This window comes from Mesorhizobium sp. B3-1-9 (assembly GCF_006439595.1).
Classification (GTDB): Bacteria; Pseudomonadota; Alphaproteobacteria; order Rhizobiales; family Rhizobiaceae; genus Mesorhizobium.
In genome coordinates this window covers 129,642-155,675 of the sequence record NZ_VFTJ01000001.1, presented here as the reverse complement: position 1 = coordinate 155,675, position 26,034 = coordinate 129,642, and the positions used below count along the sequence as shown (strand labels likewise).

23 protein-coding genes and 1 tRNA gene are annotated in these 26,034 nt (G+C 65.1%); 12 read left to right on the top strand and 12 right to left on the bottom strand.

Annotated elements, in window-relative coordinates; genetic code table 11:
- Positions 1–84 precede the first annotated feature (84 nt).
- Genes FJW07_RS00695 through FJW07_RS00680 form a run of 4 tightly spaced genes read right to left on the bottom strand, consistent with a single transcriptional unit; the run spans position 85 to position 4,153 of the window.
- Positions 85–1,269, bottom strand: coding sequence for a substrate-binding domain-containing protein (locus FJW07_RS00695; RefSeq protein WP_140853796.1), 1,185 nt, complete (start codon positions 1,267–1,269; stop codon positions 85–87).
- 26 nt (positions 1,270–1,295) lie between these two features.
- Entirely contained in the window at positions 1,296–2,423 is a 1,128-nt protein-coding gene (locus FJW07_RS00690) for an extracellular solute-binding protein (protein WP_140854410.1), read from the bottom strand.
- A gap of 14 nt (positions 2,424–2,437) precedes the next feature.
- Positions 2,438–3,598 carry a CaiB/BaiF CoA-transferase family protein gene (locus FJW07_RS00685; protein ID WP_140853794.1) on the bottom strand — a complete coding sequence of 387 codons (1,161 nt, stop codon included), beginning with the start codon at positions 3,596–3,598 and terminating at the stop codon, positions 2,438–2,440.
- Positions 3,599–3,601: 3 nt separating this feature from the next.
- Positions 3,602–4,153, bottom strand: a complete 552-nt coding sequence (locus FJW07_RS00680) for a MaoC family dehydratase (RefSeq protein WP_140650583.1) — start codon at positions 4,151–4,153, stop codon at positions 3,602–3,604.
- 204 nt (positions 4,154–4,357) lie between these two features.
- Between FJW07_RS00680 and FJW07_RS00675 the strand changes: the two genes are divergently transcribed.
- A complete protein-coding gene (locus tag FJW07_RS00675) occupies positions 4,358–5,464 on the top strand; it encodes a lactonase family protein (RefSeq protein ID WP_140853792.1) in 1,107 nt (368 codons plus the stop codon).
- A 122-nt stretch (positions 5,465–5,586) separates the two neighbouring features.
- On the opposite strand, the gene FJW07_RS00670 is transcribed toward FJW07_RS00675, so the two are convergent.
- From FJW07_RS00670 to FJW07_RS00660, 3 genes are all read right to left on the bottom strand, one after another.
- Entirely contained in the window at positions 5,587–5,943 is a 357-nt protein-coding gene (locus FJW07_RS00670; RefSeq protein ID WP_226892034.1) for a hypothetical protein, read from the bottom strand.
- 135 nt (positions 5,944–6,078) lie between these two features.
- Positions 6,079–6,154, bottom strand: a tRNA-Ala gene (locus FJW07_RS00665).
- A 161-nt stretch (positions 6,155–6,315) separates the two neighbouring features.
- On the bottom strand, positions 6,316–6,711 hold the full coding sequence (locus FJW07_RS00660; RefSeq protein ID WP_140853790.1) for a TIGR02300 family protein: 396 nt from the start codon (positions 6,709–6,711) through the stop codon (positions 6,316–6,318).
- A 196-nt stretch (positions 6,712–6,907) separates the two neighbouring features.
- Here FJW07_RS00660 and aroA point away from each other — a divergent pair, with 196 nt between their 5' ends.
- The 3 genes from aroA to rpsA all read left to right on the top strand — a co-directional run bounded on the left by aroA (position 6,908) and on the right by rpsA (position 10,896).
- On the top strand, positions 6,908–8,266 hold the full coding sequence (gene aroA, locus FJW07_RS00655; protein WP_140782444.1) for a 3-phosphoshikimate 1-carboxyvinyltransferase: 1,359 nt from the start codon (positions 6,908–6,910) through the stop codon (positions 8,264–8,266).
- An 86-nt stretch (positions 8,267–8,352) separates the two neighbouring features.
- The gene (gene cmk / locus FJW07_RS00650) at positions 8,353–9,003 is read left to right on the top strand and encodes a (d)CMP kinase (protein WP_140782443.1); all 651 of its coding nucleotides are present in this window, start codon (positions 8,353–8,355) and stop codon (positions 9,001–9,003) included.
- Positions 9,004–9,198: 195 nt separating this feature from the next.
- The gene (gene rpsA, locus FJW07_RS00645) at positions 9,199–10,896 is read left to right on the top strand and encodes a 30S ribosomal protein S1 (RefSeq protein ID WP_140644738.1); all 1,698 of its coding nucleotides are present in this window, start codon (positions 9,199–9,201) and stop codon (positions 10,894–10,896) included.
- 79 nt (positions 10,897–10,975) lie between these two features.
- On the opposite strand, the gene FJW07_RS00640 is transcribed toward rpsA, so the two are convergent.
- The 4 genes from FJW07_RS00640 to FJW07_RS00625 form a co-directional block, all read right to left on the bottom strand.
- Entirely contained in the window at positions 10,976–11,683 is a 708-nt protein-coding gene (locus tag FJW07_RS00640; protein ID WP_140853788.1) for an SDR family NAD(P)-dependent oxidoreductase, read from the bottom strand.
- Positions 11,684–11,878: 195 nt separating this feature from the next.
- On the bottom strand, positions 11,879–13,459 hold the full coding sequence (locus FJW07_RS00635) for a 5-guanidino-2-oxopentanoate decarboxylase (protein WP_140853786.1): 1,581 nt from the start codon (positions 13,457–13,459) through the stop codon (positions 11,879–11,881).
- A gap of 75 nt (positions 13,460–13,534) precedes the next feature.
- Positions 13,535–14,206: a TetR family transcriptional regulator C-terminal domain-containing protein gene (locus tag FJW07_RS00630; RefSeq protein WP_140650600.1), complete on the bottom strand. Its 672-nt coding sequence runs from the start codon at positions 14,204–14,206 to the stop codon at positions 13,535–13,537.
- Positions 14,176–15,048: a dimethylarginine dimethylaminohydrolase family protein gene (locus tag FJW07_RS00625; RefSeq protein ID WP_140853785.1), complete on the bottom strand. Its 873-nt coding sequence runs from the start codon at positions 15,046–15,048 to the stop codon at positions 14,176–14,178. The genes FJW07_RS00630 and FJW07_RS00625 overlap by 31 nt, the downstream gene beginning before the upstream one ends.
- Positions 15,049–15,258: 210 nt before the next feature.
- Between FJW07_RS00625 and FJW07_RS00620 the strand changes: the two genes are divergently transcribed.
- The 6 genes from FJW07_RS00620 to FJW07_RS00595 all read left to right on the top strand — a co-directional run bounded on the left by FJW07_RS00620 (position 15,259) and on the right by FJW07_RS00595 (position 21,106).
- Positions 15,259–16,074, top strand: coding sequence for an ABC transporter ATP-binding protein (locus tag FJW07_RS00620; protein ID WP_140853783.1), 816 nt, complete (start codon positions 15,259–15,261; stop codon positions 16,072–16,074).
- A gap of 57 nt (positions 16,075–16,131) precedes the next feature.
- Complete coding sequence (locus FJW07_RS00615; RefSeq protein ID WP_140853781.1) at positions 16,132–16,929, top strand: transporter substrate-binding domain-containing protein; 798 nt, start codon at positions 16,132–16,134, stop codon at positions 16,927–16,929.
- Positions 16,930–17,077: 148 nt separating this feature from the next.
- Positions 17,078–17,788: an ABC transporter permease subunit gene (locus FJW07_RS00610; protein WP_181182547.1), complete on the top strand. Its 711-nt coding sequence runs from the start codon at positions 17,078–17,080 to the stop codon at positions 17,786–17,788.
- Positions 17,788–18,597: an ABC transporter permease gene (locus FJW07_RS00605; protein ID WP_140853777.1), complete on the top strand. Its 810-nt coding sequence runs from the start codon at positions 17,788–17,790 to the stop codon at positions 18,595–18,597. The genes FJW07_RS00610 and FJW07_RS00605 overlap by 1 nt, the downstream gene beginning before the upstream one ends.
- A gap of 96 nt (positions 18,598–18,693) precedes the next feature.
- Positions 18,694–19,695 carry an Ldh family oxidoreductase gene (locus tag FJW07_RS00600; protein ID WP_181182527.1) on the top strand — a complete coding sequence of 334 codons (1,002 nt, stop codon included), beginning with the start codon at positions 18,694–18,696 and terminating at the stop codon, positions 19,693–19,695.
- Between the two features lie 427 nt (positions 19,696–20,122).
- Positions 20,123–21,106, top strand: a complete 984-nt coding sequence (locus tag FJW07_RS00595; RefSeq protein WP_140853775.1) for a complex I NDUFA9 subunit family protein — start codon at positions 20,123–20,125, stop codon at positions 21,104–21,106.
- A gap of 8 nt (positions 21,107–21,114) precedes the next feature.
- On the opposite strand, the gene FJW07_RS00590 is transcribed toward FJW07_RS00595, so the two are convergent.
- Entirely contained in the window at positions 21,115–22,485 is a 1,371-nt protein-coding gene (locus FJW07_RS00590; RefSeq protein WP_140853773.1) for a cytochrome P450, read from the bottom strand.
- Between the two features lie 171 nt (positions 22,486–22,656).
- On the opposite strand from FJW07_RS00590, the gene FJW07_RS00585 reads away from it, so the two are divergent.
- Together FJW07_RS00585 and gyrB are read left to right on the top strand one after the other, a co-directional pair.
- A complete protein-coding gene (locus tag FJW07_RS00585; protein WP_140853771.1) occupies positions 22,657–23,229 on the top strand; it encodes an NADPH-dependent FMN reductase in 573 nt (190 codons plus the stop codon).
- 240 nt (positions 23,230–23,469) lie between these two features.
- Positions 23,470–25,941 carry a DNA topoisomerase (ATP-hydrolyzing) subunit B gene (gyrB, locus tag FJW07_RS00580; RefSeq protein ID WP_140853769.1) on the top strand — a complete coding sequence of 824 codons (2,472 nt, stop codon included), beginning with the start codon at positions 23,470–23,472 and terminating at the stop codon, positions 25,939–25,941.
- The last annotated feature ends 93 nt before the right edge of the window (positions 25,942–26,034 follow it).

Genomic DNA, 26,034 nt, shown 5'->3' with positions numbered 1-26,034 from the left:
TTTTCGTTTTGACGCAATTTCGGACGGAAAACCGTTTCACACTTTTCCTGGAATTGCTTTAGCGAGAGCCGGCTTCGCAAAACATCACTTGGCGCAGGCGTCCGGCACCTTGGAATAATCCCAGCCCTTGGTCGGCGCGGGATTGGTGAAATAGGCGTCGAGCACGTCCTCGGGCATCGGGTCGGTCGGCGGCACCGGGAAGACCGAAACGGCATCCGGCGTCATGCAGTCCTTGTACCATTTGTCGAGCTCGGCGGCATGCACCGGCGGGATCGGGATCAGCAGCGTGTTGAGCTTCGGCTTCTGGCCATCGAGCATGCGCTCTCCGACGCGAAACAGCGTCTGCGCGGTCCAGCCCGGCAGCACGGCATGGCCCTCGAAGCGGTATTTGTCGGGATTGGCTTTCCAGTAGCCGAGCGCGTCGCCGGTGATCGAGCCGGTGATCAGCGGCGCCGGCCGACCGGCTTCGGCGAAGGCTTCGGCCACGACGCGGCTTTCGGAGCCGGTCGTCCACACCGCGTCGATCGGCGCGGGATTGGTGGCGATCGCCTGCAGCACCACCGTCTTGGTGACGTTGGCCGTCCAATTGCCGTTGACGGTGCGCGCGACCTTGAGGCCCTTGTTCTCGGCCAGCGCCTTGTCGGCGCCCTGCTTTTCCTGGACCACGATCGGATGGCCGGCGATGCCTTCCACCACCAGCACGCTGGCGTCGGGCTTTGCCTTGCCGATCGCCGTCATCATGTCATAGCCCCAGCGGGCATAGTTGGAATCGACATTGATGGCGTTGGGGCTGGTGATCGAGCCCGCCGCGGTGATGAAGGGGATGCCAGCCTTGGCGGCGGCATCCACGGCATCGTCGAGCGCCGTCGCCGAGCCCGGGATCGAGGTGATGATCGAACATTTCTTGTCGATGAAGGCACGGATCTGGTTGATCTGCTGGCTCGGGTCGTTGTTCGAATCCGACACTTCGAAGCTCGATACCGTGCCGTCGGCGATCAGGCCCTCGACCAGCCGCTTCAGCTCCTTGGTGACCGACACGCGCCACGGATTGCCCTGGTAGCTCTCCGAGTGGCACCATTTCCACGGCTTGGCCGGCGGCGTGAAATTATCCCAGGCCGAGGGCAGCACTTTCTGCGGCGCACCGTCATACTGCGCCTTGAGATCGGCAGGCAGGCCGTCGATCACCGACTTCACGTCGGCGGCATGGGCGGCGAACGGGATCGAGACTATGGCGGTTGCGGCGAGCAGGCCGCGTATCAGGCTGGTCATTTTTTCCTCCCTTGGTGCACCAGAAACTAGCCGGCGGCGGCCGGCGCGAAACTTTCCCTGAACAGGCGATTGATGTCGGCGACGACTTGGCCGGCGTCCTGCCTGCCGGCAAGGCCTTCATTGATGCGGTCCGAAGCCTGCTGTTGGAACGCCATGTAGCCGTCGTGGCGCGGGCGGACCCAGGCGCCTTCGAGCGTCGCCCTCGTGTCGCGATAGAAGTCGCCGGTCGCGGCGTTGACGGCGTCGTCCTCCCAGGCCGCGGCATGGCCGGGCTGGCCGCCGGCGGCTGCGTAAGGCCCGCGCTGCACGTCGCCGCTGGCGATCCAGTAGGCGAAGTCGATCGCCGCCTCGCGCGCGGCGGAAAAGGCCGAGACGGCAATACCGGTTCCGCCAAGCGCCGAGCCGATCGGGCCGTTGCCGCCGGCGACCGGCATGTCGGCGAAGGCAAGACTGTGCGGTCGGAAACCCGCCACCGCATAGGGAACATAACCGTAGATCAGTGGCCCGCAGGCGATGCGGGAATTGGCTTCCGCCATCCTTTCAAATACCGCGATCGGGTCCATGGTCAGGCATGCGGGATCGACGAGCGCCGCGATCTCGCGCAACATCTCGAAGGCGGTTTCGCCGGTCTCGCCATCGATAAGGTCGACCGAACCGTCGACGATGCACGGCCGGCCAAGATCGGCGGCCAACGTGTAGAAGCACATCAGCGAATGCGGCGGCCGGAGCGGCAAGAGAACGCGGCCCTGCTCGGCAAGCGCCAGCACTTCGGTCCAGATCGCCGGCGCGGCTTCGATCAGATCCGGCCGCCAGGCCTGAACCTGGGTCGCGGCATCGATCGGAAACGCCCATTGCCGGCCCTGCCAGGTGTAACTCGGATAGGATCGGCCGACGCTTCCGGCGGCGAGTGCCTTGCGTTCCGCCTCGCGTCCCGGCACATCGAGCGGCGCCAGACACTTCTCGGCGGTGATCTGGCCGACATGCGGATGGTCGATGACGATCAGATCATAGGCGCGGGCGAGTTCTTCCACCGGGAAGGATTCGAAATCCTGCAGCGAGCGCTTTTCCCATTCGATCGAAACGCCGGTCTTTTCGTTCCACAGCGCCGAGCACGCCACCATCGGATCGTAACCGCGCGGATGGCTCCAGGTCATGCCTTTCAGCCGGATCACAGGCCGAACTCCGCGCGAATCCTGTCGCTGTGTTCGCCGATGCGCGGGGCGGCGCGATCCACCCTGGCGCGGGCGCCATCGACGCGCAGCGGCGTGCGGGTGGTTAGGATCGAGACATTGTCCTCGCGCGTCACGGTCTGCAGCATGTCGAGCGTCTTGAAGCCGTCGCTTTCCATCAGTTCCGGCCAGGTCAGCACCTTGGCGCACCAGACATCGGCGGGCTCGAGGATGGCCAGCCATTCGTCGATGGTCTTTTGCCCGATGCGCCTGGCGACGATCGCCTTGATCTCGTCGCGGGCGGTGAACCAGGTCGCCGGCTTGTCGCGGAACGGGTCGAGCTCGGGCAGTTCGAGCAGGTCGGCAATCTTCGGGATCGGCGTCATGGCAATCGCCAGATAGCCGTCCTTGGCCGGATAGACGCCGTAGGGCGCCGACAGATAGGCGTGGGCGCTGCGGAAGGACGAGCGCTTCGGCAGACGGCGGCCGTCGTTGAGATGCGTGGTCAGCACCTCGAACTGGAAATCGATCAGCGCCTCGAGGAGGCTGGTCTCGACATGGCCGCCCTCACCGGTGATGCCGCGCCGCACCAGCTTGGCGAGGATGCCTTGCGCGCAGGCAGCGCCCGCCAGCATGTCGGCGATCGCCAGGCCGAACGGCACGGGCCCCTGCTCCTCGTCGCCGTTCAGCCACATCACGCCGGAACGAGCCTGAGCGAGCAGATCCTGCCCTGGGCGCTTGACCCAGGGACCGTCCTCGCCATAGCCGCTGATCGAGGCGTAGACGAGCCGGGGGTTGATCGTTCTCACATGCTCATAGTCGAGGCCGAGCCGCTCGATGACACCCGGCCGGAAATTCTGGATGAGCACGTCGGCCCCGGCGATCAGCGCGCGCAACATCGCAAGATCGGCCTCGTTCTTGAGGTCGACGGCCAGGCTCTCCTTGCCGCGGTTGATGGCGTGGAAAATGGTGGAATCGCCACCGATCTCGGTGTCGCTGAGATAGAGCCGGCGCGACAGGTCGCCGCCATCGGGCCGCTCGATCTTGATGACGCGCGCGCCGAGGTCGAGCAGGCGCAGCGAGCAATAGGGTCCCGACAGGAACTGGCTCATGTCGACGACGACGAGGCCGGTCAGCGGAAGTTCGTTTTCAGCGGCCACGGTTCACTTCTCTGTCTTGCCGACGAAATCGGCCGGGTTCTTGTATTTCACCGTCTGCAGATGCTCGCAGTAGAGCACCAGCTCTCCTTCACCCTTGAAGACTTCATAGCTGGCGCGGATCAGGCCCATGTCCTGGTAGCGCGGCTTTTTGTCGAGGTTGGTTCGGATCGAATAGATGGTGTCGCCGATGAAGACCGGCTTGATGAATCTGAGCTTGTCATAGCCATAGGAAAAGGCGTTGATGCAATTGGTGGCGACCAGGCCGAGCCCGGCCGAAAAGACGAAGGCGCCCGCCACCAGCCGCCGGCCGAAAATGCCTTCCTTCTCGGCGAACATCTGGTCCTGCACGTAAGGATGGATGTCCAACACCAGCGCATTGAACATATGGCTTTCGCCCTCGGCGAGGGTGCGGCGGAGCGAGCGGATTTTGTGGCCGACCTGCCAGTCCTCGTAGAACCAGTTTTCCGAATTCCAGACGGGGATTTCGGCATGCGCCTCAGGCATGTCGGCAGGATGCGTCGAGGCGACGCCGATGGTCGGCGCGAATGCGCTCATGATCCTCTCCGGAAGCTTCCGGCGCGGTCTGCAAGGCGGTTCCGGGCACGAAGCCGGATGGCGAGACGCATGTCGCTTTTCCTCCCGTCAGTTTTCTTTTGTGAATAATATTTTCACATATGGGATTGCCTTGCAAGCGACGATCGGCGAAATTTTTGGAAAGCCGGCACGAGCGCAGCAGCGTCGGCGATGGGAGGAAGATCGATGCAAAGCGCGTGTCTTGTCTTTGTCGGCAGCCTCAACCGCGAGGCTCCCTATTTCCAGGGGGCGCGCGGCGTCGGCCTCGGCGTCTACGCCTTCGACGAGGCGACGCTTGCCGTGCAAAAGCTTGCCGAGACCGACGAGATCGACAACCCGACCTTCCTGTCGGTGACGCCGGACGGGGCGCGCATCTATGCCAATTCGGAAGTCTTCGCCTGGCGCGAGGGAACGGTCACGGCCTATCGCTTCGAGCGCGCGACCAATTCACTCGCCTATATCAACAAGCAGCCGTCGCTTGGCAGCATCACCGCGCACAACACGATCACCCGCGACGGCGGCAAGCTGCTGGTCGCGAATTACGGCATGGGAAGCGGCGGCCCCGACAAGGCGGTCGTCGTGTTCGGCTTCGCGGCCGACGGCGGCCTGACCGCGCCGCTGGCGAGCGTGGCGCATTCCGGCATCGGCCCCAACGCCGAGCGGCAAGAGCGATCGCACGCCCACAGCGTCACCGAAACCGTTGAGGGCGGCGTCGCCATCGTCGCCGATCTCGGCATCGACCAGCTGGTCTCCTACCGGATAGAGCCCGACGGCACGCTGATGAAGCTCGCGTCCTCGGCGCTGGCGCCCGGCGCTGGGCCGCGTCACGTCGCGCTGCATCCGAACGGCCGCTTCGTCTTCGTCATGAACGAGCTGGACTCGACGGTGGTGTCGCTGGCGCTTGAGCCGTCTTCAGGCAGGCTTGAACTCATCGACACCAAGCCGGCGGTTCCCGGAGAGGCGCGCGCGCATAATCACTGCGCCGACATCCAGCTCTCGCCCGACGGCCGCTTTCTCTACGGCTCCAACAGAGGCCATGACAGCGTCGCCATCTTCGCCGTCGACCAGCTGTCTGGGAAATTGGAGCTGGTCGACTTCGCGCCTTGCGGCGGCGCAACACCGCGCAACCTCGCGCTGACGCCATCGGGCAGGCATCTGTTTTCGGCCAACCAAAACGCCGACCGCATCTCGATCTTCGCCCGCGACGAGACGAGCGGCCGGCTGACCGACACCGGCCACGCCATCGAAATCGGAACGCCGATGTGCGTGCGGATCACGCGGGATCCGCTTTGATCCTAATGCATGTCGCCCAGAAGTGCGCAGCGGTTCTGGGACAACGACATGCATCAAAAAAAGACCTAAAGCGCGTCGTCTAAATCCGTTTCAGCGCGACGCGCTTTAGCGGCTGACTTGGCTCACTGGCCGACCCGGGCGAACGAGCCGGTATAGGTCTGGCCGGCAAGCGCGTAGGTAACGTTGAGTGTTCCTGGCGACGGCATCGTGGCCGTGATGTCGGCGCCGTTCGGCAGCCGCCCGAGCTTCAACGTGTTGCCGGAAATCCTGCCGGAGCCGTCGGCGACGCCCGGCTTGTTGTCGGCCAAGTCGCCCCATGCGTAGCTGGCCGTCACCTGCCCGCCCGAGGATACGGTCAGCACCGCCAGCTTGCCGTCATACATGCCGTTGAGCTGCCCGGCCCATATGCCGGAGAATGCGGCGTATCTGGCCGGAACGCCCTTACCAGGCGGAACGACCGCGACTGTCTGATCCAGCACGGCCGAATTCAGCGAGGCCGGAGCGGGAACAGCGGCCGGAGCGGGTTGCGGGTCGGCAACAGGTTGTGTCTCTGGAGTCGATTGGCAAGCAGCAAGCGCGAATAGCGCGACGCCAAGCGTGAGCAACAGACTGTTTGGTGGAGCCAATCGGAATCGAACCGACGACCTCTTGAATGCCATTCAAGCGCTCTCCCAACTGAGCTATGGCCCCACTCCCGGCAGTCAGCCGGCGCCGTTTCCGGCGAAGAGATCCGGCGCGGTCGGGAACCGCGCCGTCGTTTAGTGCTGGCGGCTTCTAGCGCCGCCTTCGGTCAAGATCAAGCCTTGAAAAGCCGCTTTTTCGTCACAGGCCAAAATGGCCGGCAAACGAAATCAGACTTCGTCATCGTCGTCGCCGACGCCGATCATATCGGCGACGTCATCGTCCTCTTCCTCTTCGTCGGCAAGGAAGGTGTCGTCCTCATCGTCGCCGAGATCGACATCTTCTTCATCATCGCCAAGATCGGGAAGATCGTCGCCGCCGCCCTTGGTCTCGTCATCGGCCTCCTCGAGCGAGACGACTTCGGCGCCTTCCTCTTCGTCGGCGTCCACTTCCTTCTCGGCGACTTCCTCATCTTCCTCGACGGCGGAAATCTTGCCTTCGTCGAAATAGGAGCGTGGATAGCTCTTGCCGGTATAGGGCGAGACGATCGGGTCCTTGTTGAGATCGTAGAATTTCCGACCCGTTTCGGGGTCGACACGCTTGGTGCCAAGTTCAGCTTTTGCCACAGTAGGCCTCGTCAATAAAAGAGTGGTCCCCATAACCGCAGTTTTGAGCGCTGTCAAAGCCAAAAGCCGGCATTGTAAAATGCTCGTATTCGAAGGCCTCGCACAAGGGGATGACCATTGCAACGCACCGTGATACGAGACCGCCGCACCATGACGAACCGAGCCGGCCAGCCGGCATTTCATTTGGAAGACAAGGATGTCTCACTCCGCCGCCGCTAAGCCAGCCACGGCCCGCAAATCCCCTGCCCTTGCCGGCACAGCGCGCGTGCCGGGCGACAAATCTATTTCGCACCGCTCCTTCATGTTCGGCGGCCTCGCCTCCGGCGAGACCCGCATCACCGGCCTGCTCGAAGGCGAGGACGTGATGCGCACGGGCGCCGCCATGAAGGCAATGGGCGCGCATGTCGAAAAGAAGGGCGCCGAATGGGTGATCCGCGGCACCGGCAACGGCGCGCTGCTGCAGCCGGAAGGCCCGCTCGATTTCGGCAATGCCGGCACCGGCTCGCGCCTCACCATGGGGCTGGTCGGCACCTATGACATGGAGACCACCTTCATCGGCGACGCCTCGCTTTCCGGCCGGCCGATGGGCCGCGTGCTCGACCCGCTGCGCCAGATGGGCGTGCAGGTGCTGAAGGCAGCGCCTGGCGACCGCATGCCGATCGCGCTGCGCGGCCCGAAACACGCCGCGCCCATCACCTATCGCGTGCCGATGGCGTCCGCGCAGGTGAAGTCGGCGGTGCTGCTTGCCGGCTTGAACACGCCCGGCATCACCACGGTGATCGAACCGGTGATGACGCGCGACCACACCGAAAAGATGCTGAAGGGCTTCGGCGCCAATTTGAGCGTCGAGACCGACGAGCGCGGCGTGCGCCATATCTTCATCGAAGGCCAGGGCAAGCTCACCGGGCAGACCATCGCGGTGCCGGGCGACCCGTCCTCGGCCGGCTTCCCGCTGGTCGCCGCGCTCATCGTGCCGGGCTCCGACATCACGATCGAGAACGTGCTGATGAACCCGACCCGCACCGGTCTGCTTCTGACCCTGCAGGAGATGGGCGGCAAGATCGACATCCTCAACCCGCGCAATGCCGGCGGCGAGGACGTGGCGGACCTGCGCGTGCGCTATTCCGAACTGAAAGGCGTCACCGTGCCGCCGGAGCGGGCGCCGTCGATGATCGACGAATATCCGGTGCTGGCCGTGGCCGCGAGCTTCGCCGAGGGCGAGACGCTGATGCAGGGGCTGGAGGAATTGCGCGTCAAGGAATCCGACCGGCTGTCGGCGGTGGCCAATGGGCTGAAGCTCAACGGCGTCGACTGCACCGAGGACGAGGCTTCGCTCGCCGTGCGCGGCAAGCCGGGCGGCAAGGGGCTCGGCGCGCATCCGAACGGCCAGGATACGGCGGTGAAGACCGATCTCGACCACCGCATCGCCATGAGCTTTCTTGTGATGGGACTGGCGACCGAGAAGCCGGTGACGATCGACGACGCGAACATGATCGCGACGAGCTTTCCGGAGTTCATGGGATTGATGAAGGGGCTGGGCGCGGAGATCGAGTGATTGTCGATGGGTCGGGGCCAAACAGAGATGCTGGCGGGACGGCGATCGCCTTGTTCCTTGCGCCCTCTATTCATGGCGAGCAGCCAATGACCCACACCTTCACCATCGCCATCGACGGCCCTGCGGGCGCCGGCAAGGGCACGCTCGCTCGCCGCCTTGCCGACCACTATCGGCTGAACCTGCTCGACACCGGCCTCACCTATCGCGCGGTGGCCCACAAGCTGCTGGAACTCGGCCTGCCGCTCGACAATGTCTCGGCGGCCGAAACCGCAGCCCGGCAGGTCAACCTGTCGAACCTCGACCGCGCCGTGCTGTCCGCGCATGCGGTGGGCGAAGCCGCCTCCAAGGTCGCTGTCATTCCCACGGTGCGGCGCATCCTGGTCGAGAAGCAGCGGGCCTTCGCCAAGGCGCCGCCGGGCGCGGTGCTCGACGGCCGAGACATCGGCACCGTCGTGTGCCCGGACGCCGATATCAAGCTCTATGTCACGGCGAGCGCCGAGGTGCGGGCGAAGCGCCGGCTGGCCGAGATCGAAAGCATGGGCGGCAGCGCCGATTTCGCCACCATCCTTGCCGATATCGAGCGCCGCGACGAGCGCGACATGGGCCGCGCCGACTCGCCGCTGAAGCCGGCGGGAGACGCGCACTTGCTTGATACCAGCGAAATGGCTATAGAAGCCGCGTTTCTGGCGGCGATGGCGATCGTTGACGACGTCCTTGCCAAGAGAAACAAGGCTTGATCAGGTTTTTCGATTGCCGTTGGCGGCGAAAATACCCATATCGGGCACGAACCAGCCTGCCAGCATTCTTCATGCGCCGGACTTGCCGCCTGAACAGCGGCCAAGGGCTCTTCAGCCCGGAACGCCGGCAGGCTCACGCAACGCTAACCCACGGCGCCCGCTCCGCGACAGAAGCGGAGCATTCCAGGAGAAACAATGTCAGCTGCTAATCCGTCTCGCGACGATTTCGCGAGCATGCTCGAAGAATCATTCACCGCCGGCCATTCCGGCGAGGGCCAGGTTGTCCGGGGCACGATCACCGCGATCGAAAAGGACATGGCCATCATCGATGTCGGCCTCAAGGTCGAAGGCCGCGTGCCGCTGAAGGAATTCGGCGCCAAGGGCAAGGAGTCCTCCCTCAAAGTCGGCGACACCGTCGAAGTCTATGTCGAGCGCATCGAGAACGCGCTTGGCGAGGCCATGCTGTCGCGCGAGAAGGCTCGCCGCGAGGAGAGCTGGGTGCGTCTCGAAGAGAAGTTCACCAAGGGTGAGCGCGTCGAAGGCGTCATCTTCAACCAGGTCAAGGGCGGCTTCACCGTCGACCTCGACGGCGCCGTGGCGTTCCTGCCGCGCAGCCAGGTCGATATCCGCCCGATCCGCGACGTCACCCCGCTGATGCACAATCCGCAACCCTTCGAGATCCTCAAGATGGATCGCCGCCGCGGCAACATCGTGGTGTCGCGCCGCACCGTGCTCGAGGAAAGCCGCGCCGAACAGCGTTCGGAAATCGTGCAGAACCTCGAGGAAGGCCAGGTGGTCGAAGGCGTGGTCAAGAACATCACCGACTACGGTGCGTTCGTCGACCTCGGCGGCATCGACGGCCTGCTGCATGTCACCGACATGGCATGGCGCCGCGTCAACCATCCGACCGAGATCCTCAACATCGGCCAGACGGTCAAGGTGCAGATCATCCGCATCAACCAGGAAACCCACCGCATCTCGCTCGGCATGAAGCAGCTCGAGTCGGATCCGTGGTCGGATATCGGCACCAAGTTCCCGATCGGCAAGAAGATCAAGGGCACCGTCACCAACATCACCGACTACGGCGCGTTCGTCGAGCTGGAGCCGGGCATCGAGGGCCTCATCCACGTTTCGGAAATGTCGTGGACGAAAAAGAACGTGCACCCCGGCAAGATCCTGTCGACGACGCAGGAAGTCGACGTGGTGGTGCTCGAGGTCGATCCGGCCAAGCGCCGCATCTCGCTCGGCCTCAAGCAGACGCTGGAAAACCCGTGGCAGGCTTTCGCCTCGAGCCATCCGGTCGGCAGCCAGGTCGAGGGCGAGGTCAAGAACAAGACCGAGTTCGGCCTGTTCATCGGCCTGGAAGGCGACGTGGACGGCATGGTGCACCTTTCCGACCTCGACTGGACCCGTCCGGGCGAGCAGGTCATCGAAGAGTACAATCGCGGCGACGTGGTCAAGGCGCAGGTGCTCGACGTCGACATCGAGAAGGAGCGCATCTCGCTCGGCATCAAGCAGCTGGCCCGTGACACTGTCGGCGAAGCGGCCAACAGCGGCGAACTGCGCAAGAACGCCGTCGTCACCTGCGAGGTCATCGGCGTGAAGGATGGCGGTCTGGATGTGCGGCTGGTCGACAGCGGCATCGAGACCTTCATCAAGCGTTCGGACCTTTCGCGCGACCGCGACGAGCAGCGCCCCGAGCGCTTCACCGTCGGCCAGAAGGTCGACGCCCGCGTCATCGCCTTCGACAAGAAGACCCGCAAGCTGCAGGTCTCGATCAAGGCGCTGGAAATCGCCGAGGAAAAGGAAGCGGTCGCCCAGTACGGCTCGACCGACTCCGGCGCCTCGCTGGGCGATATCCTGGGCGCGGCGCTGAAGAAGCAGGGCAACTAAGCCAGGCCTCTTCAACTGACGAACTGCAAAAACCCGCCGGAGCGATCCGGCGGGTTTTTCTTTTGTCGGGATATCGAGTTCAGGCGCGGCCGTACAGCGGAACCAGCGTGCCGCTCATGGCCTGGTTGGCGGGCGAGGCGAGATAGGCGATCGCTTCCGCCGCGGCTTCGAGACTGACCCATTTGGCGAAATCGGCATCGGGCATGTCGGCGCGATTGGCGGGCGTGTCGAGCGTCGAGGGCGCCACGGCGTTGACCAGGATGCCCTTGTGCTTCAGCTCTTCGGCCATGGCCACCGTCATCGCCGCGACCGCCGCCTTGCTCGCGGCATAGGCGACCATGCCGGAGCCGCGCCTCGGGTCGAGACCGGCGCGCGCGGTGACATTGACGATGCGGCCGGCCGTATTGGACTCCAGCATCGAGCGCACCGCGGCGCGGCTGCACAGGAAGGCCGTGCGGGCGTTGGTCTCCATCATCTCGGCAAAGGAGGCCGACTCGATCTTTTCCACCGGCGCCATGGTGAAGCCGCCGGCAAGGTGGATCGAGGCCCAGAGCGCGGGCACCTGGTGATAGAAAGCCTCGACCTTGGCCGAATCCGACAGGTCGACATTATGCGCCAGATGCACGCTGGCATGGGCTGCGTAAGGAAAATGCGGCGGGGCCGCCGCGTGGGCATTGGGCACGTGGCAGATCGCGCCTTGCTCCAGCAATCTGCCGACAACCACGCCGCCGAGCGCCCCAGTACCGCCCGTCACCACGACATGCCTGCCATTAAGCGTTTCCGTCATCCTTCGACCGCTCCTGTCATTTTTTTGATTATATCTTGGGTTATGCCGCCCCGGGCTCGAACGTCGCGCCTTTCGCGTCGTCACTCAATTGAAATATCGACATGGCAGGCGCAGCGTCTTTGCATGCGTCGGAACTTGGCAGGCGGCATCGATTTGCCGGCGCCGGAACGGGCCAACCCGCAGACGCGCCAGTCTTCAGTCGACGGTGATTTCGATGACGCGCGGCTCGCCTGCCGCCCGGGCGCGCCTCAGCGCCTCGGCAAGACCACCGGTCCCGGCCAGCCGCTCGGCCTCGATGCCATAGGCCTCGGCGAGCTTGCAGAAATCCGGCGGCGCCGGCGACACGCCGACCGGCTCCACGCCGACATCGAGCATCGAGGTCTCGATCTCGCGATAGCCGCGGTTGTTCCATACGACGAAGATCACGGGCGCTTCGGCGTCGAGCGCGGCGCCGATCTCCGGTAAGGTGAACTGGAAGCCGCCGTCGCCGGTGAGGCACACCACCGGCGCCTCGGGCACCGCAAGTGCCGCGCCGATCGCCGCCGGCGGACCGTAGCCCAGCGCGCCGAAGCCCGTCGCTGCATTGAACCAGCCGCCCGGACGATCGTGGTCGTAATAGAGGTTTGCGGCATAGATCGGCTGGGTCGAGTCGCCGACGATGATGGCGCCCGGCAGCGCGTCGCGGATCGTTTCCACGGCGTGAACCTGCGCCAGATACTCGGGCTTCAGTTCGGCTAGCGCTGCCTTCCGCGCGGCGGCCGCGCGAGCTTCGCCATCCTTCGCCTGAGGATGACCCGGCCCGATCGCCGCAAGCAGAGCCTCGATCCCTTCGGCGCAATCCGCCTGGATGCCGACCGTCACCGGCCGGCGCGCGATCTGGTCGGCGCCGATATCGATACGGATCAGGTTCTTCGGCAGCACGAAGCCGCCGTCGCCATAGCCGTCATAGTCGGTCGGTCCGAACTCGGTGCCGGCGGCAATCACCAGATCGGCGTCCGCCATCAACGCGCGCACTGCCTTCAGACTTGGGCTGGCCGGCACGCAGAGCGGATGACCATGCAGCAGGCCACGCGCATTGGCGGTCTCGACGACCGGCGCGCCAAGCGTCTCGGCCAGGCGCCGCAGCCCAGCGTCGGCCTTCCTTGCCCCGCCACCGGCGAGGATCAGCGGCCGGCGCGCCGCCTTGATGAGCTTTGCCGCTTCGGCGACCGCCGCCGCGTCCGGGGCGGGCGGCGCCGCGTTGCTCAGCGCTGCCGCGATATCGTCGGCGGGCTTCACCATGACGTCGGTGGGGATCTCGATATGGACCGGACCCGGACGTGAGGAGGAGAAAACGGTGAAGGCGCGGGCGAGAGCGCCCGGCAGTTGCCCGGCCTCGGTGACACGCTCGGAAAACAGCGCGACCTTTTCCATCATGCCGCGCTGATCCGGCAGCTCATGCAGGAAGCCCAACCCCTTGCCCAGCGTATCGGTTGCGTTGACGCCGGAGATCACCAGCATCGGCACCGAATCGGCGCGTGCCTGGCCCATGGCGGTGATGGTGTTGGTCAGCCCTGGTCCGGTGATGACGAAGGCGACGCCCGGCCGGCCGCCGGCGCGCGCATAACCATCGGCCATGAAGCCAGCCCCCTGCTCGTGGCGCGGCGTGACGTGGCGGATCCTCGAGCGCGCCAGGCCGCGATAGAGCTCGACCGTATGCACGCCTGGAATGCCGAAGACGGTGTCGACGCCATGCGCTTCGAGCAGGGTGATGAGCGCTTCGCCGATGGTAGTCATCGCATTTCCTTCCTTTTGTTTCTTACGCAATTACGGACGGAAAGTTACGGCGAAGTGGCCGAACCCAACCGCTTCTCATTTTTCCTGGAATTGCTCCAGCGCCGCGAGGCCGAGTTCGGCCTCGACGGCCTTGATGCCGATCGCCGCCAACTCACCGGGCGAGAACATCTCGCCGGCCAGGCAGCCTTCGATCCAGAGCCCGTCGATGATCGCATTGATCGCAATGGCATGGTGGCGCAGCTTGCCTGCATCCGGCTTGCGCCGGTCGGCGGCGAGCACTTCGGCCACGACCGCTTCCACCTCGTTGCGAAAGCCAAGGTAGCCTTCGCGGTGGGCACGGGCGAGCGTCGGATCCGCATTGGCGCGGCCAAGGAAGGTTGCCCAGAGCGAAAACACCCGCTGGTCGATGATCGGCGCATTGAGGTTGGCGGTGACGAAAGCCGCGAGGCGTTGGCGCGGCGAGGCGTCTTCCATGACCAATGCCGCTTTCGCCTGTTCGGTCATGCGGCCGACCAGCGCCGTATAGGCTTCCTGCAGCAATTCTTCCTTGCCGGGGAAATAGTGCCGGATCAGTCCGGCGGTGACGCCGGCGCGCAAGGCGATGGTACGCAAGGTGGCGCCCTGAAGGCCATGTTCCGCCACGCTGTCGAGCGTCGCATCGATCAGATCCTGCCGCCGCCGCTCCTCGCCCTCGCGACGGAACTTGCGGCGCGCATTCATTGGCGCAGGATCGGCCGCGTCAAGCATGTCGGCCCGCCTTCGCAGGCGATGCAGAGCGCGTCCGCCTCGAATATCTCAACCGTGCAGCCGGCGGCTTCCATCGCGGCCTTGGTCCTGGGAAAACCTGCAACGGCGATGACCTTGTGCGGGCTGGTCGGCAGCACGTTCAGGCTGAGGCCGTTGGAAGCGGCGAACTCTTCGGCATCGCCTTCGACCAGCCGGATGCCGCGCGCCTTCAGCATCTGATAGAACGGGGCCGGCAGAAGCGGCGAATAGACCAGGGCGAGGTCGTCGGCCAGCGGGCTGATCACCGACATCAGATGCAGGCACGCCTCTTCGCCCTGCCACAGCGGCAGATCGAAGCCGTAGACGGAAACGCCCAGCGGCGTCAGCAGGTTGGAAACCTGCTGGATGCCTTCTTGGTTGGAGCGCACACCGCGCCCGATCGCCAGCGTGCGGGCATCCACCCATACGCAGTCACCGCCTTCGACCTGACCAGGCGCCTCGACCCGGCCGAGGACCGGAATGCCCAGTCGCTTGTAGGTTTCCTCATGCAACGAGGGCTCGCGGGCGCGCAATGGCTTGCCCATGGACAGGATCAGCGCGCCGCGGTCGGTCATCAGCGACGGGTCATGCGTGAACACCGAATCCGAAAGGCCGTCGGCCGTGTCCTCGATCCATTCGATTTCGGCGCCGGAAGCCGCCACCAGTTCGGCAAGGAGCGCATGCTGCGAAGCGGCCTTCGCCGGGTTGAATCCCGGGCCATAGTGCCAGACAGCCCTGTCGGCGTCGCGCATGGCGTTGGCCGCCGACCGCATCAGCACGCGCCGCAGCGGCGCCGCCATGGACTGTGATCCGAAAGCGCTCATCGATGCCCTTTTAAGATGAAAAAAATCGTGAAAATTTCATGAAAGGCTATTTATACACTTGCGCAACAAGGCCGCAAGTGCCGTAATGAGCGGGATTGACGGGCTCGCGCTGTCGGGTCCATGCTGAAGTCTGGAGCGGGCAGGACAGCGTATGTTGATTAGCCGGATGGACGTTCGACGACCTGCATTCGACCATGGAAAGGTCGCCCGGTGAGCGTGGCGGACGCTGCCGCAGTCCAGTCAGGCAAGGCGCAGAACGGCGCCGCCGAAGCCATCCATGTCGAAAACCTGCATAAGAAATTCGGCCAGCTGCACGTGCTGAAGGGCGTTTCGCTGTCGGCGCGCGACGGTGAGGTGGTTGCCATCATCGGCGGCTCCGGCTCCGGCAAGTCGACCCTGCTGCGCTGCATCAACTGCCTGGAGAACCCGACCAGCGGCATCATCCGGGTCAATGGCGAGGAGATCAGGCTCAAGGCCGACAGCCACGGCCATACCGTTCCGGCCGACCGCAGGCAGATCGAGCGTATCCGATCGAGGCTCGGCATGGTCTTCCAGAATTTCAACCTGTGGAGCCACATGACGCTGATCGAGAACGTCATCGAGGTTCCGGTGCATGTGCTGGGCGTCAAGCGCGACGAAGCGATCGCCCAGGCCGAGAAGCTGCTCGCCCGCGTCGGGCTGGCGGAAAAGCGCGACGTCTATCCGGCCTTCCTGTCCGGCGGCCAGCAGCAGCGGGCCGCGATCGCCCGCGCGCTGGCGATCAATCCGCGCGTCATGCTGTTCGACGAACCGACGTCCGCACTCGATCCCGAACTGGTCGGCGAGGTGCTGAAAGTCATCGGCGTTCTGGCGCGCGAGGGGCGCACCATGGTGCTGGTGACACATGAAATGAAGTTCGCCCGCGAGGTCGCGACGCATGTCGTCTATCTCTACAACGGGCTGGTCGAGGAAGAAGGTCCGCCGGAACAGCTGTTCGGCGCGCCAAAATCCGAAAGGCTCAAGCAATTCCTCCGCAATGTCGGCTAGGTGCCGGCATCAAGCGGAGCGAAAAACCGGGAACAACAACAAACTGGGAGTCCTGAAATGAAGACTGTTGTCAAGACATTCGCCGCCGCGCTGCTTCTCGGCGTCGCGGCGATGGGTGGCGCGGCCAAGGCCGAGCAGGTCAAGATCGGCGTCGCCGCCGAACCCTATCCGCCCTTCACCTCGCCCGACGCCTCGGGCAAATGGGTGGGCTGGGAGATCGACTTCGTCGACGCCGTCTGCGCCGAAGAGAAACTCGACTGCGTCATCACGCCGGTTGCCTGGGATGGCATCATCCCGGCGCTGACCACCAAGAAGATCGACGCCATCGTCTCTTCCATGTCGATCACCGACGAGCGCAAGAAGACGATCGACTTCTCGGACAAGTACTACAACACCCCGACCGCGATCATCGGACCGAAGGACCAGAAGTTCGGCTCCACGCCGGACGATCTCAAGGGCAAGGTGATCGGCGTCCAGGTCTCGACCGTGCATGCCGTGTACGCCAAGAAGCATTTCGCCGGCGCACAGGAGATCAAGGAATACCAGACCCAGGACGAAGCCAACCAGGATCTGGCCGCCGGCCGTATCGACGCGGTGCAGGCCGACTCGATCGCGCTCGGCGAGTTCCTGAAGTCGGACCAGGGCAAGGCCTGCTGCGACCTGAAGGGCATGGTGGCCCCGGACGATGAGGTGCTTGGACCGGGCGTCGGCGCCGGTATCCGCAAGGAAGACACCGCGCTCAAGGAAAAATTCAACGCCGGCATCAAGGCGATCCGCGCCAACGGCAAATATGACGAGATCTCGAAGAAGTATTTCGACTTCGACATCTATGGCGGCGCCACGCAGTCGAACTGAGTCCTCTTGCAATGAGTGAGGGCATGGCGTCCGCGCCATGCCCGACCTTGCCACGCATGCGCGCCGCCGACCTTGCCCTCGGTGGCTTGCCAGCAATCCGGGGGCGAAGCTGATCGACGTCTTTCTTCCGGCCTCCGCGGCCGGCTTCATGGAACTCCTGTCGCCCGTGGCGCCCGGCTGGGGCGGCACGCTGCTGGTCGGCCTGCTGCATTCGGTCGAGATCGCCATCGGCGCCACCTGCCTCGGCCTCATGATCGGCACCGCCGGCGCCTTCGGCAAGCTCTATGGCGGCCCGGTGACGCGCGACCTGCTCGCGGTCTACACGACCGTCGTGCGCGCCGTGCCGGAACTGGTGTTGATCCTGCTGCTCTATTACGCCGGCACCGACCTCATCAACCAGGTGCTGACGGCGATAGGCTACAGCCGTGTCGACATCAGCGGGCTCGCGGCCGGCATTTTCGTGCTGGGGTTCGTCCAGGGCGCCTATTCGACCGAAGTCATCCGCGGCGCCATCCTCGCCATCCCGCAAGGCCAGATCGAGGCCGCCCGCGCCTACGGCATGTCGCCGGGCCTGATGCTGCGACGCATCACGCTGCCGGCGATGCTGCCCTTCGCCATCCCCGGCCTGGCGAATCTGTGGCTCATCGCCACCAAGGACACCGCGCTGCTTGCCGTCGTCGGTTTCTTCGAACTCACCCTTGCAACGCGCCAGGCGGCCGGCGTGACCAAGGCCTACCTTCTTTTCTACCTTGCGGCCGGCGCGCTCTATCTCGCGCTCTCGCTGTTCTCCAACCTGATCATCGGCCGCGTCGAGGCCTGGTCGCGGCGCGGCATGCCCTCCGTCAGGGAGGCGCGCTGATGTCGGCCGAAGCCTCCGCGATCAACATGGCGGCGCGCGCCTCGATCTGGCTCAAACCGCACCGCATCGTGCTGATCCTGATCGCGCTGGCGCTGGTGCTCTGCGCCGCCTTCTTCATGCGCTGGGACTGGCTGCCGCAATATTGGGAAATGGGCCTGATGGGCATATGGCGGGCGCTTTGGATCCTCGCCGTCACCTGCGCGCTGGGCTTTGCGCTGGCCGTGCCGCTCGGGCTCGCCCAGGCAGGCGGACCGATCTGGTTTTCGGCACCGGCGAAGGTCTTCTGCACCATCATCCGGGGCACGCCGCTGCTCCTGCAGCTCTGGCTGCTCTATTACGGCCTCGGCTCGATCTTTCCGCAATATCCGTGGATCCGTGAATCCTGGCTTTGGCCGTATCTCCGGCAGGCCTGGCCGTATGGCGTGGTGGCGCTGACCTTGTCTTTCGCCGGCTATGAGGGTGAAGTGATGCGCGGCGCCTTCGCCGGCGTGCCGCGCGGACAGTTGGAGGCCGCCCGCGCGTTCGGCATGAGCCGTTGGAAAATCTTCCGGCGCATCTGGTTGCCGCAGGCCTTCTACCGGGCGCTGCCGACGCTGACCGGCGAGACCGTGCTGCAGCTGAAGTCGACCCCGCTGGTGGCGACGATCAGCGTCATCGATATCTTCGCCGTCTCCTCCAAGGTGCGCCAGGACACCTACCTGACCTATGAGCCTTTGCTGCTCTTGGCGCTGATCTATATGACGATCACCGGCATCCTGGTCTTCGTCTTCAGTCGGATCGAGGGTCGGATTCCGGTCAAGATCGGGTAAGTGAGTCGTGAATAGTGAGTGGTGAGCAGTGGGCTGCTTGCTGGTTTTCCCCTACTGACTACTCCCTACTTTCCTACTCACTCAGGAGCAGCCCTGATGCAACTCACTCTCGACCAGGCAACGGGCCTATGCCGGATGGCGGCGCTCGGCGCCGGCGCCAACGAAGAAGCGGCGCAGTCGCTCACCGCCTCGATCATCGCCGCGGAGGCCGAAGGCCTGTCGGCGGTGGGGCTGTCGCATTTCATCGATTATCTGGAAGCGCTCGAAGCCGGCCGCATCGACGGCAACGCCGATCCGGCGATCACCCGACCGGCGCTCGCCGTCTATCTTTCGGATGCGCGCGGCGGACTTGCCCACACCGGCTTCGACCGCACGATCGACGATCTGGTCAAGGCAGCAAAACTGTTCGGCGTCTCGATCTTCTCGCAAAAGAATGCCTATACATGCGGCGCGCTCGGCTATTTCACCGGGCGGCTCGCCGAGCAGGGGCTGGTGTCCTTCGCCGCCACCAACGGGCCGGCGGTGCTTGCCGGTTCAGGTTCGGTCAAGCCGGTCTATTGCACCAATCCGATGTCCTTTGCATCGCCCGCCGCCGACGGGCCGCCGCTGGTGATCGACCAGTCGTCGAGCGCGACCGCCTTCGTCAACATCCGCAAGGCGGCCGAGGACGGCAAGACGATCCCCGAAGGCTGGGCGCTGGATGCCAGCGGCAACCCGACCACCGATCCGGCGGCGGCGATGAAGGGCGCCATGCTTGCCTTCGGCGGCCAGCGCGGCGCCAACATCGCCTTGATGGTCGAGGTGCTGGCGGCCGGCATTTCGGGCGCCAACTGGTCGCTCGACGCGCCCTGGTTCACCGGCGGGCCGGACAGCCCCGGCACCGGCCTTTTCGTTCTCGCCATCGAACCCAAGCTGCTCGACCCGGAATTCGAGCAGCGCATGAAGGACCAGTTCGACCGGCTGCGGCGGCGCTATGGCGTGCATATCCCCGGCCGCTCCCGCGCCGAGGCCGCCGAGAAGGCAAAGGCGCGCGGCATCACCACGTCCAGGGCGGTCGTGCAGCGCATTTCCGAATTCGCCGAGCGTTACTCGGCCTGATTTTCCTCTCCGCGAGTGAACCTTTTCTCGCCCTGCAACGACCAATCTCCGGCACCCCACGCCGCGAGCCGCCCGGTTGGCTTCGTCTGGCTCGCGGTTGGCGGCGCCGCGCCGGGCGTTCAGGGCGGGGTGGGCGTGCTTGCTTCACGCCGCCTTGATACCGTCTCAGGTCAGGCCGCCTCGCTGGACCCTGTTTCGGCGCGGACGCTGCCCGGAAAACCCCGCTACTGAACTGACCCCCGAAGGTTGTGTCCAACTTTCGGGGGTCAGTTCATACGGCGGGGTTTTCTGTTTTCTTCGAACGCAGCAGGAGGGGCATTCTGGGCAAGTCCGAAAACAACGCAATGGCGACCTCCGGTCGCTCTTTGCCTTTGGCGAGAAACGGATTAAGAAACGGCTTCAGCCAAGCACTCGCGCGGAGCCAGTCATGACCGAAATCCTGCAGACCCCCAAGCTCGTCGTCGTCTTCGGCGGCTCGGGCTTCGTCGGTCGCCATGTCGTGCGGGCGCTGGCCAAGCGCGGCTACCGCATCCGGGTCGCCTGCCGGCGGCCCGACCTTGCCGGCCATGTGCAGCCGCTCGGCAATGTCGGCCAGATCCAGCCGGTGCAGGCCAATGTGCGCGTGCGCTGGTCGGTAGACCGCGCCGTGCAGGGCGCCGACCATGTCGTCAACCTCGTCGCCATCCTGCATGAGACCGGCCGCCAGAAATTCGGCGCCGTGCACGATTTCGGGGCGCGCGCCGTCGCCGAGGCCGCGCGCTCGGTCGGCGCCGGCCTCACTCACATCTCGGCACTCGGCGCCGATCTCAAGTCGCCGTCCGACTATGCCCGCACCAAGGCGCTCGGCGAGAAAGCCGTGTTCGACACGATCGGCGATGCCGTCATCTTGCGGCCGTCGATCAATTTCGGGCCGGAGGACGGTTTCTTCAACCGCTTCGCCAACATGGCGCGTTATTCGCCCGTGCTGCCGCTGATCGGCGGCGGGCAAACCAAGTTCCAGCCGGTCTATGTCGGCGACGTCGCCGAAGCGGTGGCGCGTTCGGTCGACGGCAAGATCGAGGGCGGCCGGATCTACGAGCTCGGCGGGCCGCAGGTGCTGACCTTCAAGCAATGCATGGAAGAGCTGCTGATGGTCGTCGAACGCCGCCGCCTCCTGGTGCCGGTGCCGTTCTGGGTGGCGAACATCCAGGCCTCGATCCTGCAGCTGCTGCCCAATCCGCTCTTGACCAAGGACCAGGTCATGCAGTTGCGCGAGCACAACGTCGTTTCGGACGAAGCCGCCAAGGCCGCCAGGACGCTGACCGGCCTCGGCATCCAGCCGCAGGCGATCGCCACCATCCTGCCCAGCTATCTCTGGCGCTTCCGCGCGGCCGGCCAGTTTCAGCAGCGCCGGCCGATCGCCGACCGATAGTCGAAACCCTAGATGCGGCGGGAAACCTGCATCGGCAGGCCGCCCTGCGGTTGCGTGGTGAGCTTCTGCACCGGCCATGGCCGGGTCTCAGGAGTCACGTCGAACCGGAAGCGCGACAGCAGGATCGCCAGGGCGATGATCGCCTCCTGCATGGCGAAGCTGGCGCCGATGCAGACGCGCGGCCCGGCGCCGAACGGCAGGTACTGGAACCGGTCGATCCTGTCGCGGTTTTCCGGATGGAAGCGCTCCGGCAGGAAGGCGTTCGGCCTGTCCCAGAGCTTGCGGTGGCGATGCACGACCCACGGCATCACCAGCACAGCGGCGTATTGCGGAATGTACAACCCGTTCCAGGTCTCCGGCTCGATCGGCTCGCGGTTGATCGAGGGCGCCGGCGGGTAGAGCCTCAGCGCCTCCTCGAAAGCGGCGCGGGTAAGCGGCATGGCATCCAGCCATTTCGTCGGATCGGGCTCGCGCGCCAGCACGGCGTCGATCTCCCGCTCGACCTTGTCGCGTTCCCAGGGCGCCCCGGCGAGGCAATAGATCGTCCAGCCCAGCGCCCGCGCGGTCGTCTCGTGGCCGGCGCCGATGAAGGTGATGATGTTGTCCTCGACTTCGGCGCGCGTCAGTCCGTCCGGCCCCTCGGCGCGCAGCAGAAGCGTGAGGAAATCCTGCGGCACGCCGTCGGGATCGCGCTTCATCCGCTCTTCGCGCATCCTCACCGTGCCGGCGACGATGTTGCGGAAATAGGCCATGGTCTTGCGGCCGCGGATGCGGGTGAGACGCGGCAGCCATTCCGGCGCGCGCAACAGGTCGAGCGGATCGACGCGGCCCATCGTCTCGAACAGGCGATCGATCTCCTTGGCGAAGCTGCCGGGCTCGCCGGCGATCTCGCCGGAAAACAGCGTCTCGGCCAGAATGTCATAGGTGAGCAGCGTCATGTCATGGGCGACATCGGTCGTGCCGCCGGCCTCGTAGCGGGTGGCGAACTCCAGCGTGCGTCTCAGCATCGGCTCGGCGAAGCCGAAGATGTGGCGCGGCGTGAACACCGGCGCCATCGCCTTGCGCGAGCGCTTCCAGACCTCGCCCTCGGCGGTCAGCAGTCCGTCGCGCAAGATCGGCCGCAGCACCAGCTGGCGCACGGTCGCCATCTTGTAGTTCCTGGCGTTGTCGACCAGCACGTGGCGGATGAGGCCCGGATCGTTGGCGACCACCAGCGGTCCACCGACGCCGGTGACCGAAATCCACGGCTCGTTGTAGGTGTGCTCGCCCCATAATTCGAGCGGGTTGCGGTAGATGATACGCATCATCTCCAGCGTCGAAGGCGGCTTTGTGCGCGGCGTCGGCGCCGGCGGCACGAAGGGGGCGGGCTTGGTGTCCATGAAGCGTGCTCCGCTGACAGCGCCGAATGTAGTGTCCGATGAAGCGGACGTCCATGTGACCGAGCGGCCCGGCGCCTCGCCGGAATGTGAACGACGTCCGCCGATGCCTGCTTGTTGTGGGTGGAGGCTTGCTTTAGTCACCAACGGATACCGTCAAGCAAGGAGCCCCAAGTGAAGCAACGCCTGGACATCATCATCGGCAGCACGCGGCCGGGACGCGCCGGCCCAATCTTCGGCGAATGGCTGGAGGGCTTCGCCCGCGAGCACGGCAAGTTCGAGCCGGTGCTGACCGACATCGCGGCGTTCAACTTGCCGATGCTGGACGAGCCGCACCATCCGCGCCTGCGCAAATACGAGAACGACCACACCAAGGCCTGGTCGAAGGCGATCGATGCCGCCGATGCCTTCGTGTTCGTCGCGCCGGAGTATAACTACTTCGTAGCGCCCGCGATCGTGAACGCCATCGACTACCTGGTCTATGAATGGCGCTACAAGCCGGCGGCGATCTTCAGCTATGGCGGCGTGTCAGGCGGCCTGCGCGCGGCGCAGGCCTTGAAGCCGTTGCTCACCTCCGTCGGCGTCATGCCGATCCCGGAGGGCGTGGCACTGCCCGCTTATGCGACGCTGCTCGACCAGAACCGTGCATTTCAACCGAGCGAACAGGTGCAGGGAGGCGCCAGGACGATGCTGGACGAACTGTCCCGATGGGGCGAGGCGCTGAAGACGTTGCGTGCCGCCGGATAGGCGCGAGGCTCCCCGCGAAGACACTTGCGAGGCCGCGCTTCGGCACGGCTTTCACTGTCGGACGTCCCAATGCGCTCGCCAGCATCTCGCGCGGACGTGACGGGGTCGCTCGCCAAGCCGGCAAAATGGCCGCAAACCTTGGAAAAGCAACCGTTTGCGCCTATATCTAGGACATCAAAACGGCGCGATTCGGGGCCATTTTTCCGCGCTGTACCAGCGGCATCAATCAGACAGGTTTTCATGAGCGACCAGACCGAAAGCGCCAATGGCGCGGAAGCCGAGTACGGCGCCGATTCCATCAAGGTTTTGAAGGGGTTGGATGCCGTGCGCAAGCGGCCGGGCATGTATATCGGCGACACCGATGACGGCTCGGGCCTGCATCACATGGTCTATGAGGTGGTGGACAACGCCATCGACGAGGCGCTGGCCGGCCACGCCGACCTCGTCTCAGTGACGCTCAACCCCGACGGTTCCGTCACCGTGATCGACAATGGCCGCGGCATTCCCACCGATATCCACCCCTCAGAGGGCGTTTCGGCAGCCGAAGTGATCATGACGCAGCTGCATGCCGGCGGCAAATTCGACCAGAACTCCTACAAGGTCTCGGGCGGTCTGCACGGCGTCGGCGTCTCGGTGGTCAATGCGCTTTCGGCATGGCTGAAGATCAAGGTCCGCCGCAACGGCGAGATCTTCGAGATGAGCTTCACGCACGGCAATGCCGACGCGCCGCTGAAGGTGACCGGAAGCTACGAGCAGGACAAGCGCCCGGGCACCTATGAGGGCCGCAGCGGCAGCGAAATCACGTTCTTCCCGTCGGCCGAGACCTTCACCATGGTCGAGTTCGACTACAGCACGCTGGAGCATCGACTGCGCGAGCTTGCCTTCCTCAATTCCGGCGTGCGCATCGTGCTGACCGACGCCCGCCATGCCGACATCGTGCGCCATGAGCTGCATTACGACGGCGGCCTGGAGGAGTTCGTCAAATATCTCGACCGGGTGAAGAAGCCGCTGATCGAGACGCCGATCGCCATCCGCGCCGAGCGCGACGGCATTACTGTCGAAGTCGCGATGTGGTGGAACGACAGCTACCACGAGAATGTGCTGGCCTTCACCAACAACATCCCGCAGCGCGACGGCGGCACGCATCTGGCGGGCTTTCGCGCGGCGCTGACCAGGCAGGTCACCGGCTACGGCGAATCGTCCGGCCAGACCAAGAAGGAAAAGGTATCGCTGACCGGCGACGATTGCCGCGAAGGTCTGACCGCGGTCCTCTCGGTCAAGGTGCCGGACCCGAAATTCTCCTCGCAGACCAAGGACAAGCTGGTCTCGTCCGAGGTTCGCCCGGTGGTGGAAAGCCTGGTCAACGAGGCGCTCGGCACCTGGCTGGAAGAACATCCCGCCGAAGGCAAGGTCGTGGTCGAGAAAGTGATCCAGGCGGCCGCGGCGCGCGAGGCCGCGCGCAAGGCGCGCGACATCACGCGCAAGAGCTCGCTCGGCGTCACCTCGCTGCCCGGCAAGCTCGCCGACTGCCAGGAGCGCGACCCGGCCAAGTCCGAAATCTTCATCGTCGAGGGTGACTCGGCCGGCGGCTCGGCCAAGGGCGGGCGCTCGCGCCAGAACCAGGCGATCCTGCCGCTGCGCGGCAAGATCCTGAATGTCGAGCGCGCGCGCTTCGACCGCATGCTCTCCTCCGACATGATCGGCACGCTGATCACCGCGCTCGGCACCTCGATCGGCAAGGACGAGTTCAACGCCGACAAGCTGCGCTACCACAAGATCATCCTGATGACCGACGCCGACGTCGACGGCGCCCACATCCGCACGCTGCTGCTCACCTTCTTCTTCCGGCAGATGCCGGAGCTGATCGAGCGCGGCCATCTCTACATCGCCCAGCCGCCGCTCTACAAAGTGACCCGGGGCAAGAGCTCGCAATACCTCAAGGACGAAAACGCCTATGAGGAATACCTGATCGAGTCCGGGCTGGACGAGGCTTCGCTGACGCTCGCCTCCGGCGAGGTGCGGACAGGCCAGGATCTGCGCAGCGCCATCGACGACGCAATTGCCGTGCGCCAGCTGATCAACGGGCTGCACACGCGCTACAACCGCAGCGTCGTCGAGCAGGCGGCGATCGCCGGCGCGCTCAACGCCGATGTGCTTGCCGATCTCGGCCGCGCCAATGCGATGGCCGAGCGCGTCGCCGGGCGGCTCGATATGATCGCCGAAGAGACCGAGCGCGGCTGGACCGGGCGCCTGTCGGCCTCCAATGACGGCTCCGGCGGCTATGTGTTCGAGCGCACCGTGCGCGGCGTGAAGGACGTGGCACAGCTCGATGCCGGGCTGATCGCTTCGGCCGATGCGCGCCAGCTCGACCGCTATGCCTCGCGCCTCGCGGAAGTCTATGGCGAGCAGCCGACCTTGCGCCGCAAGGAAAGCTCCGAACTGCTTTCGGGACCGCTGGCGCTGCTCAACGCAGTGTTCGCCACCGGCCGCAGGGGCCTGACCATGCAGCGCTACAAGGGCCTTGGCGAGATGAACGCCGAGCAGCTCTGGGAAACGACGCTCGATCCGAACGTGCGCTCGCTGCTGCAGGTCAAGGTCAATGACGCGACCGACGCCGACTCGCTGTTCTCGCGGCTGATGGGCGACGAGGTGGAGCCGCGGCGCGAATTCATCCAGGATAATGCGCTGTCGGTGGCCAATCTGGATATTTGAGACCGTAGCGATGCTCTAAAGAAGCTTGCCAAAGCGGCGTTCAGCAGCGCCGCCTGACCACGATCCACTCCGACGATATAGCTCGTGAAATTG

What these genes read in the sequence shown, in the direction of transcription:
- FJW07_RS00695 (WP_140853796.1), bottom strand. Translation starts at nt 1,269, where the DNA reads ATGACCAGCCTGATACGCGGCCTGCTCGCCGCAACCGCCATAGTCTCG.
- FJW07_RS00690 (WP_140854410.1), bottom strand. Translation starts at nt 2,423, where the DNA reads ATGACCTGGAGCCATCCGCGCGGTTACGATCCGATGGTGGCGTGCTCG.
- FJW07_RS00680 (WP_140650583.1), bottom strand. Translation starts at nt 4,153, where the DNA reads ATGAGCGCATTCGCGCCGACCATCGGCGTCGCCTCGACGCATCCTGCC.
- FJW07_RS00675 (WP_140853792.1), top strand. Translation starts at nt 4,358, where the DNA reads ATGCAAAGCGCGTGTCTTGTCTTTGTCGGCAGCCTCAACCGCGAGGCT.
- aroA (WP_140782444.1), top strand. Translation starts at nt 6,908, where the DNA reads ATGTCTCACTCCGCCGCCGCTAAGCCAGCCACGGCCCGCAAATCCCCT.
- cmk (WP_140782443.1), top strand. Translation starts at nt 8,353, where the DNA reads ATGACCCACACCTTCACCATCGCCATCGACGGCCCTGCGGGCGCCGGC.
- rpsA (WP_140644738.1), top strand. Translation starts at nt 9,199, where the DNA reads ATGTCAGCTGCTAATCCGTCTCGCGACGATTTCGCGAGCATGCTCGAA.
- FJW07_RS00640 (WP_140853788.1), bottom strand. Translation starts at nt 11,683, where the DNA reads ATGACGGAAACGCTTAATGGCAGGCATGTCGTGGTGACGGGCGGTACT.
- FJW07_RS00635 (WP_140853786.1), bottom strand. Translation starts at nt 13,459, where the DNA reads ATGACTACCATCGGCGAAGCGCTCATCACCCTGCTCGAAGCGCATGGC.
- FJW07_RS00630 (WP_140650600.1), bottom strand. Translation starts at nt 14,206, where the DNA reads ATGCTTGACGCGGCCGATCCTGCGCCAATGAATGCGCGCCGCAAGTTC.
- FJW07_RS00625 (WP_140853785.1), bottom strand. Translation starts at nt 15,048, where the DNA reads ATGAGCGCTTTCGGATCACAGTCCATGGCGGCGCCGCTGCGGCGCGTG.
- FJW07_RS00615 (WP_140853781.1), top strand. Translation starts at nt 16,132, where the DNA reads ATGAAGACTGTTGTCAAGACATTCGCCGCCGCGCTGCTTCTCGGCGTC.
- FJW07_RS00610 (WP_181182547.1), top strand. Translation starts at nt 17,078, where the DNA reads ATGGAACTCCTGTCGCCCGTGGCGCCCGGCTGGGGCGGCACGCTGCTG.
- FJW07_RS00605 (WP_140853777.1), top strand. Translation starts at nt 17,788, where the DNA reads ATGTCGGCCGAAGCCTCCGCGATCAACATGGCGGCGCGCGCCTCGATC.
- FJW07_RS00600 (WP_181182527.1), top strand. Translation starts at nt 18,694, where the DNA reads ATGCAACTCACTCTCGACCAGGCAACGGGCCTATGCCGGATGGCGGCG.
- FJW07_RS00595 (WP_140853775.1), top strand. Translation starts at nt 20,123, where the DNA reads ATGACCGAAATCCTGCAGACCCCCAAGCTCGTCGTCGTCTTCGGCGGC.
- FJW07_RS00590 (WP_140853773.1), bottom strand. Translation starts at nt 22,485, where the DNA reads ATGGACACCAAGCCCGCCCCCTTCGTGCCGCCGGCGCCGACGCCGCGC.
- gyrB (WP_140853769.1), top strand. Translation starts at nt 23,470, where the DNA reads ATGAGCGACCAGACCGAAAGCGCCAATGGCGCGGAAGCCGAGTACGGC.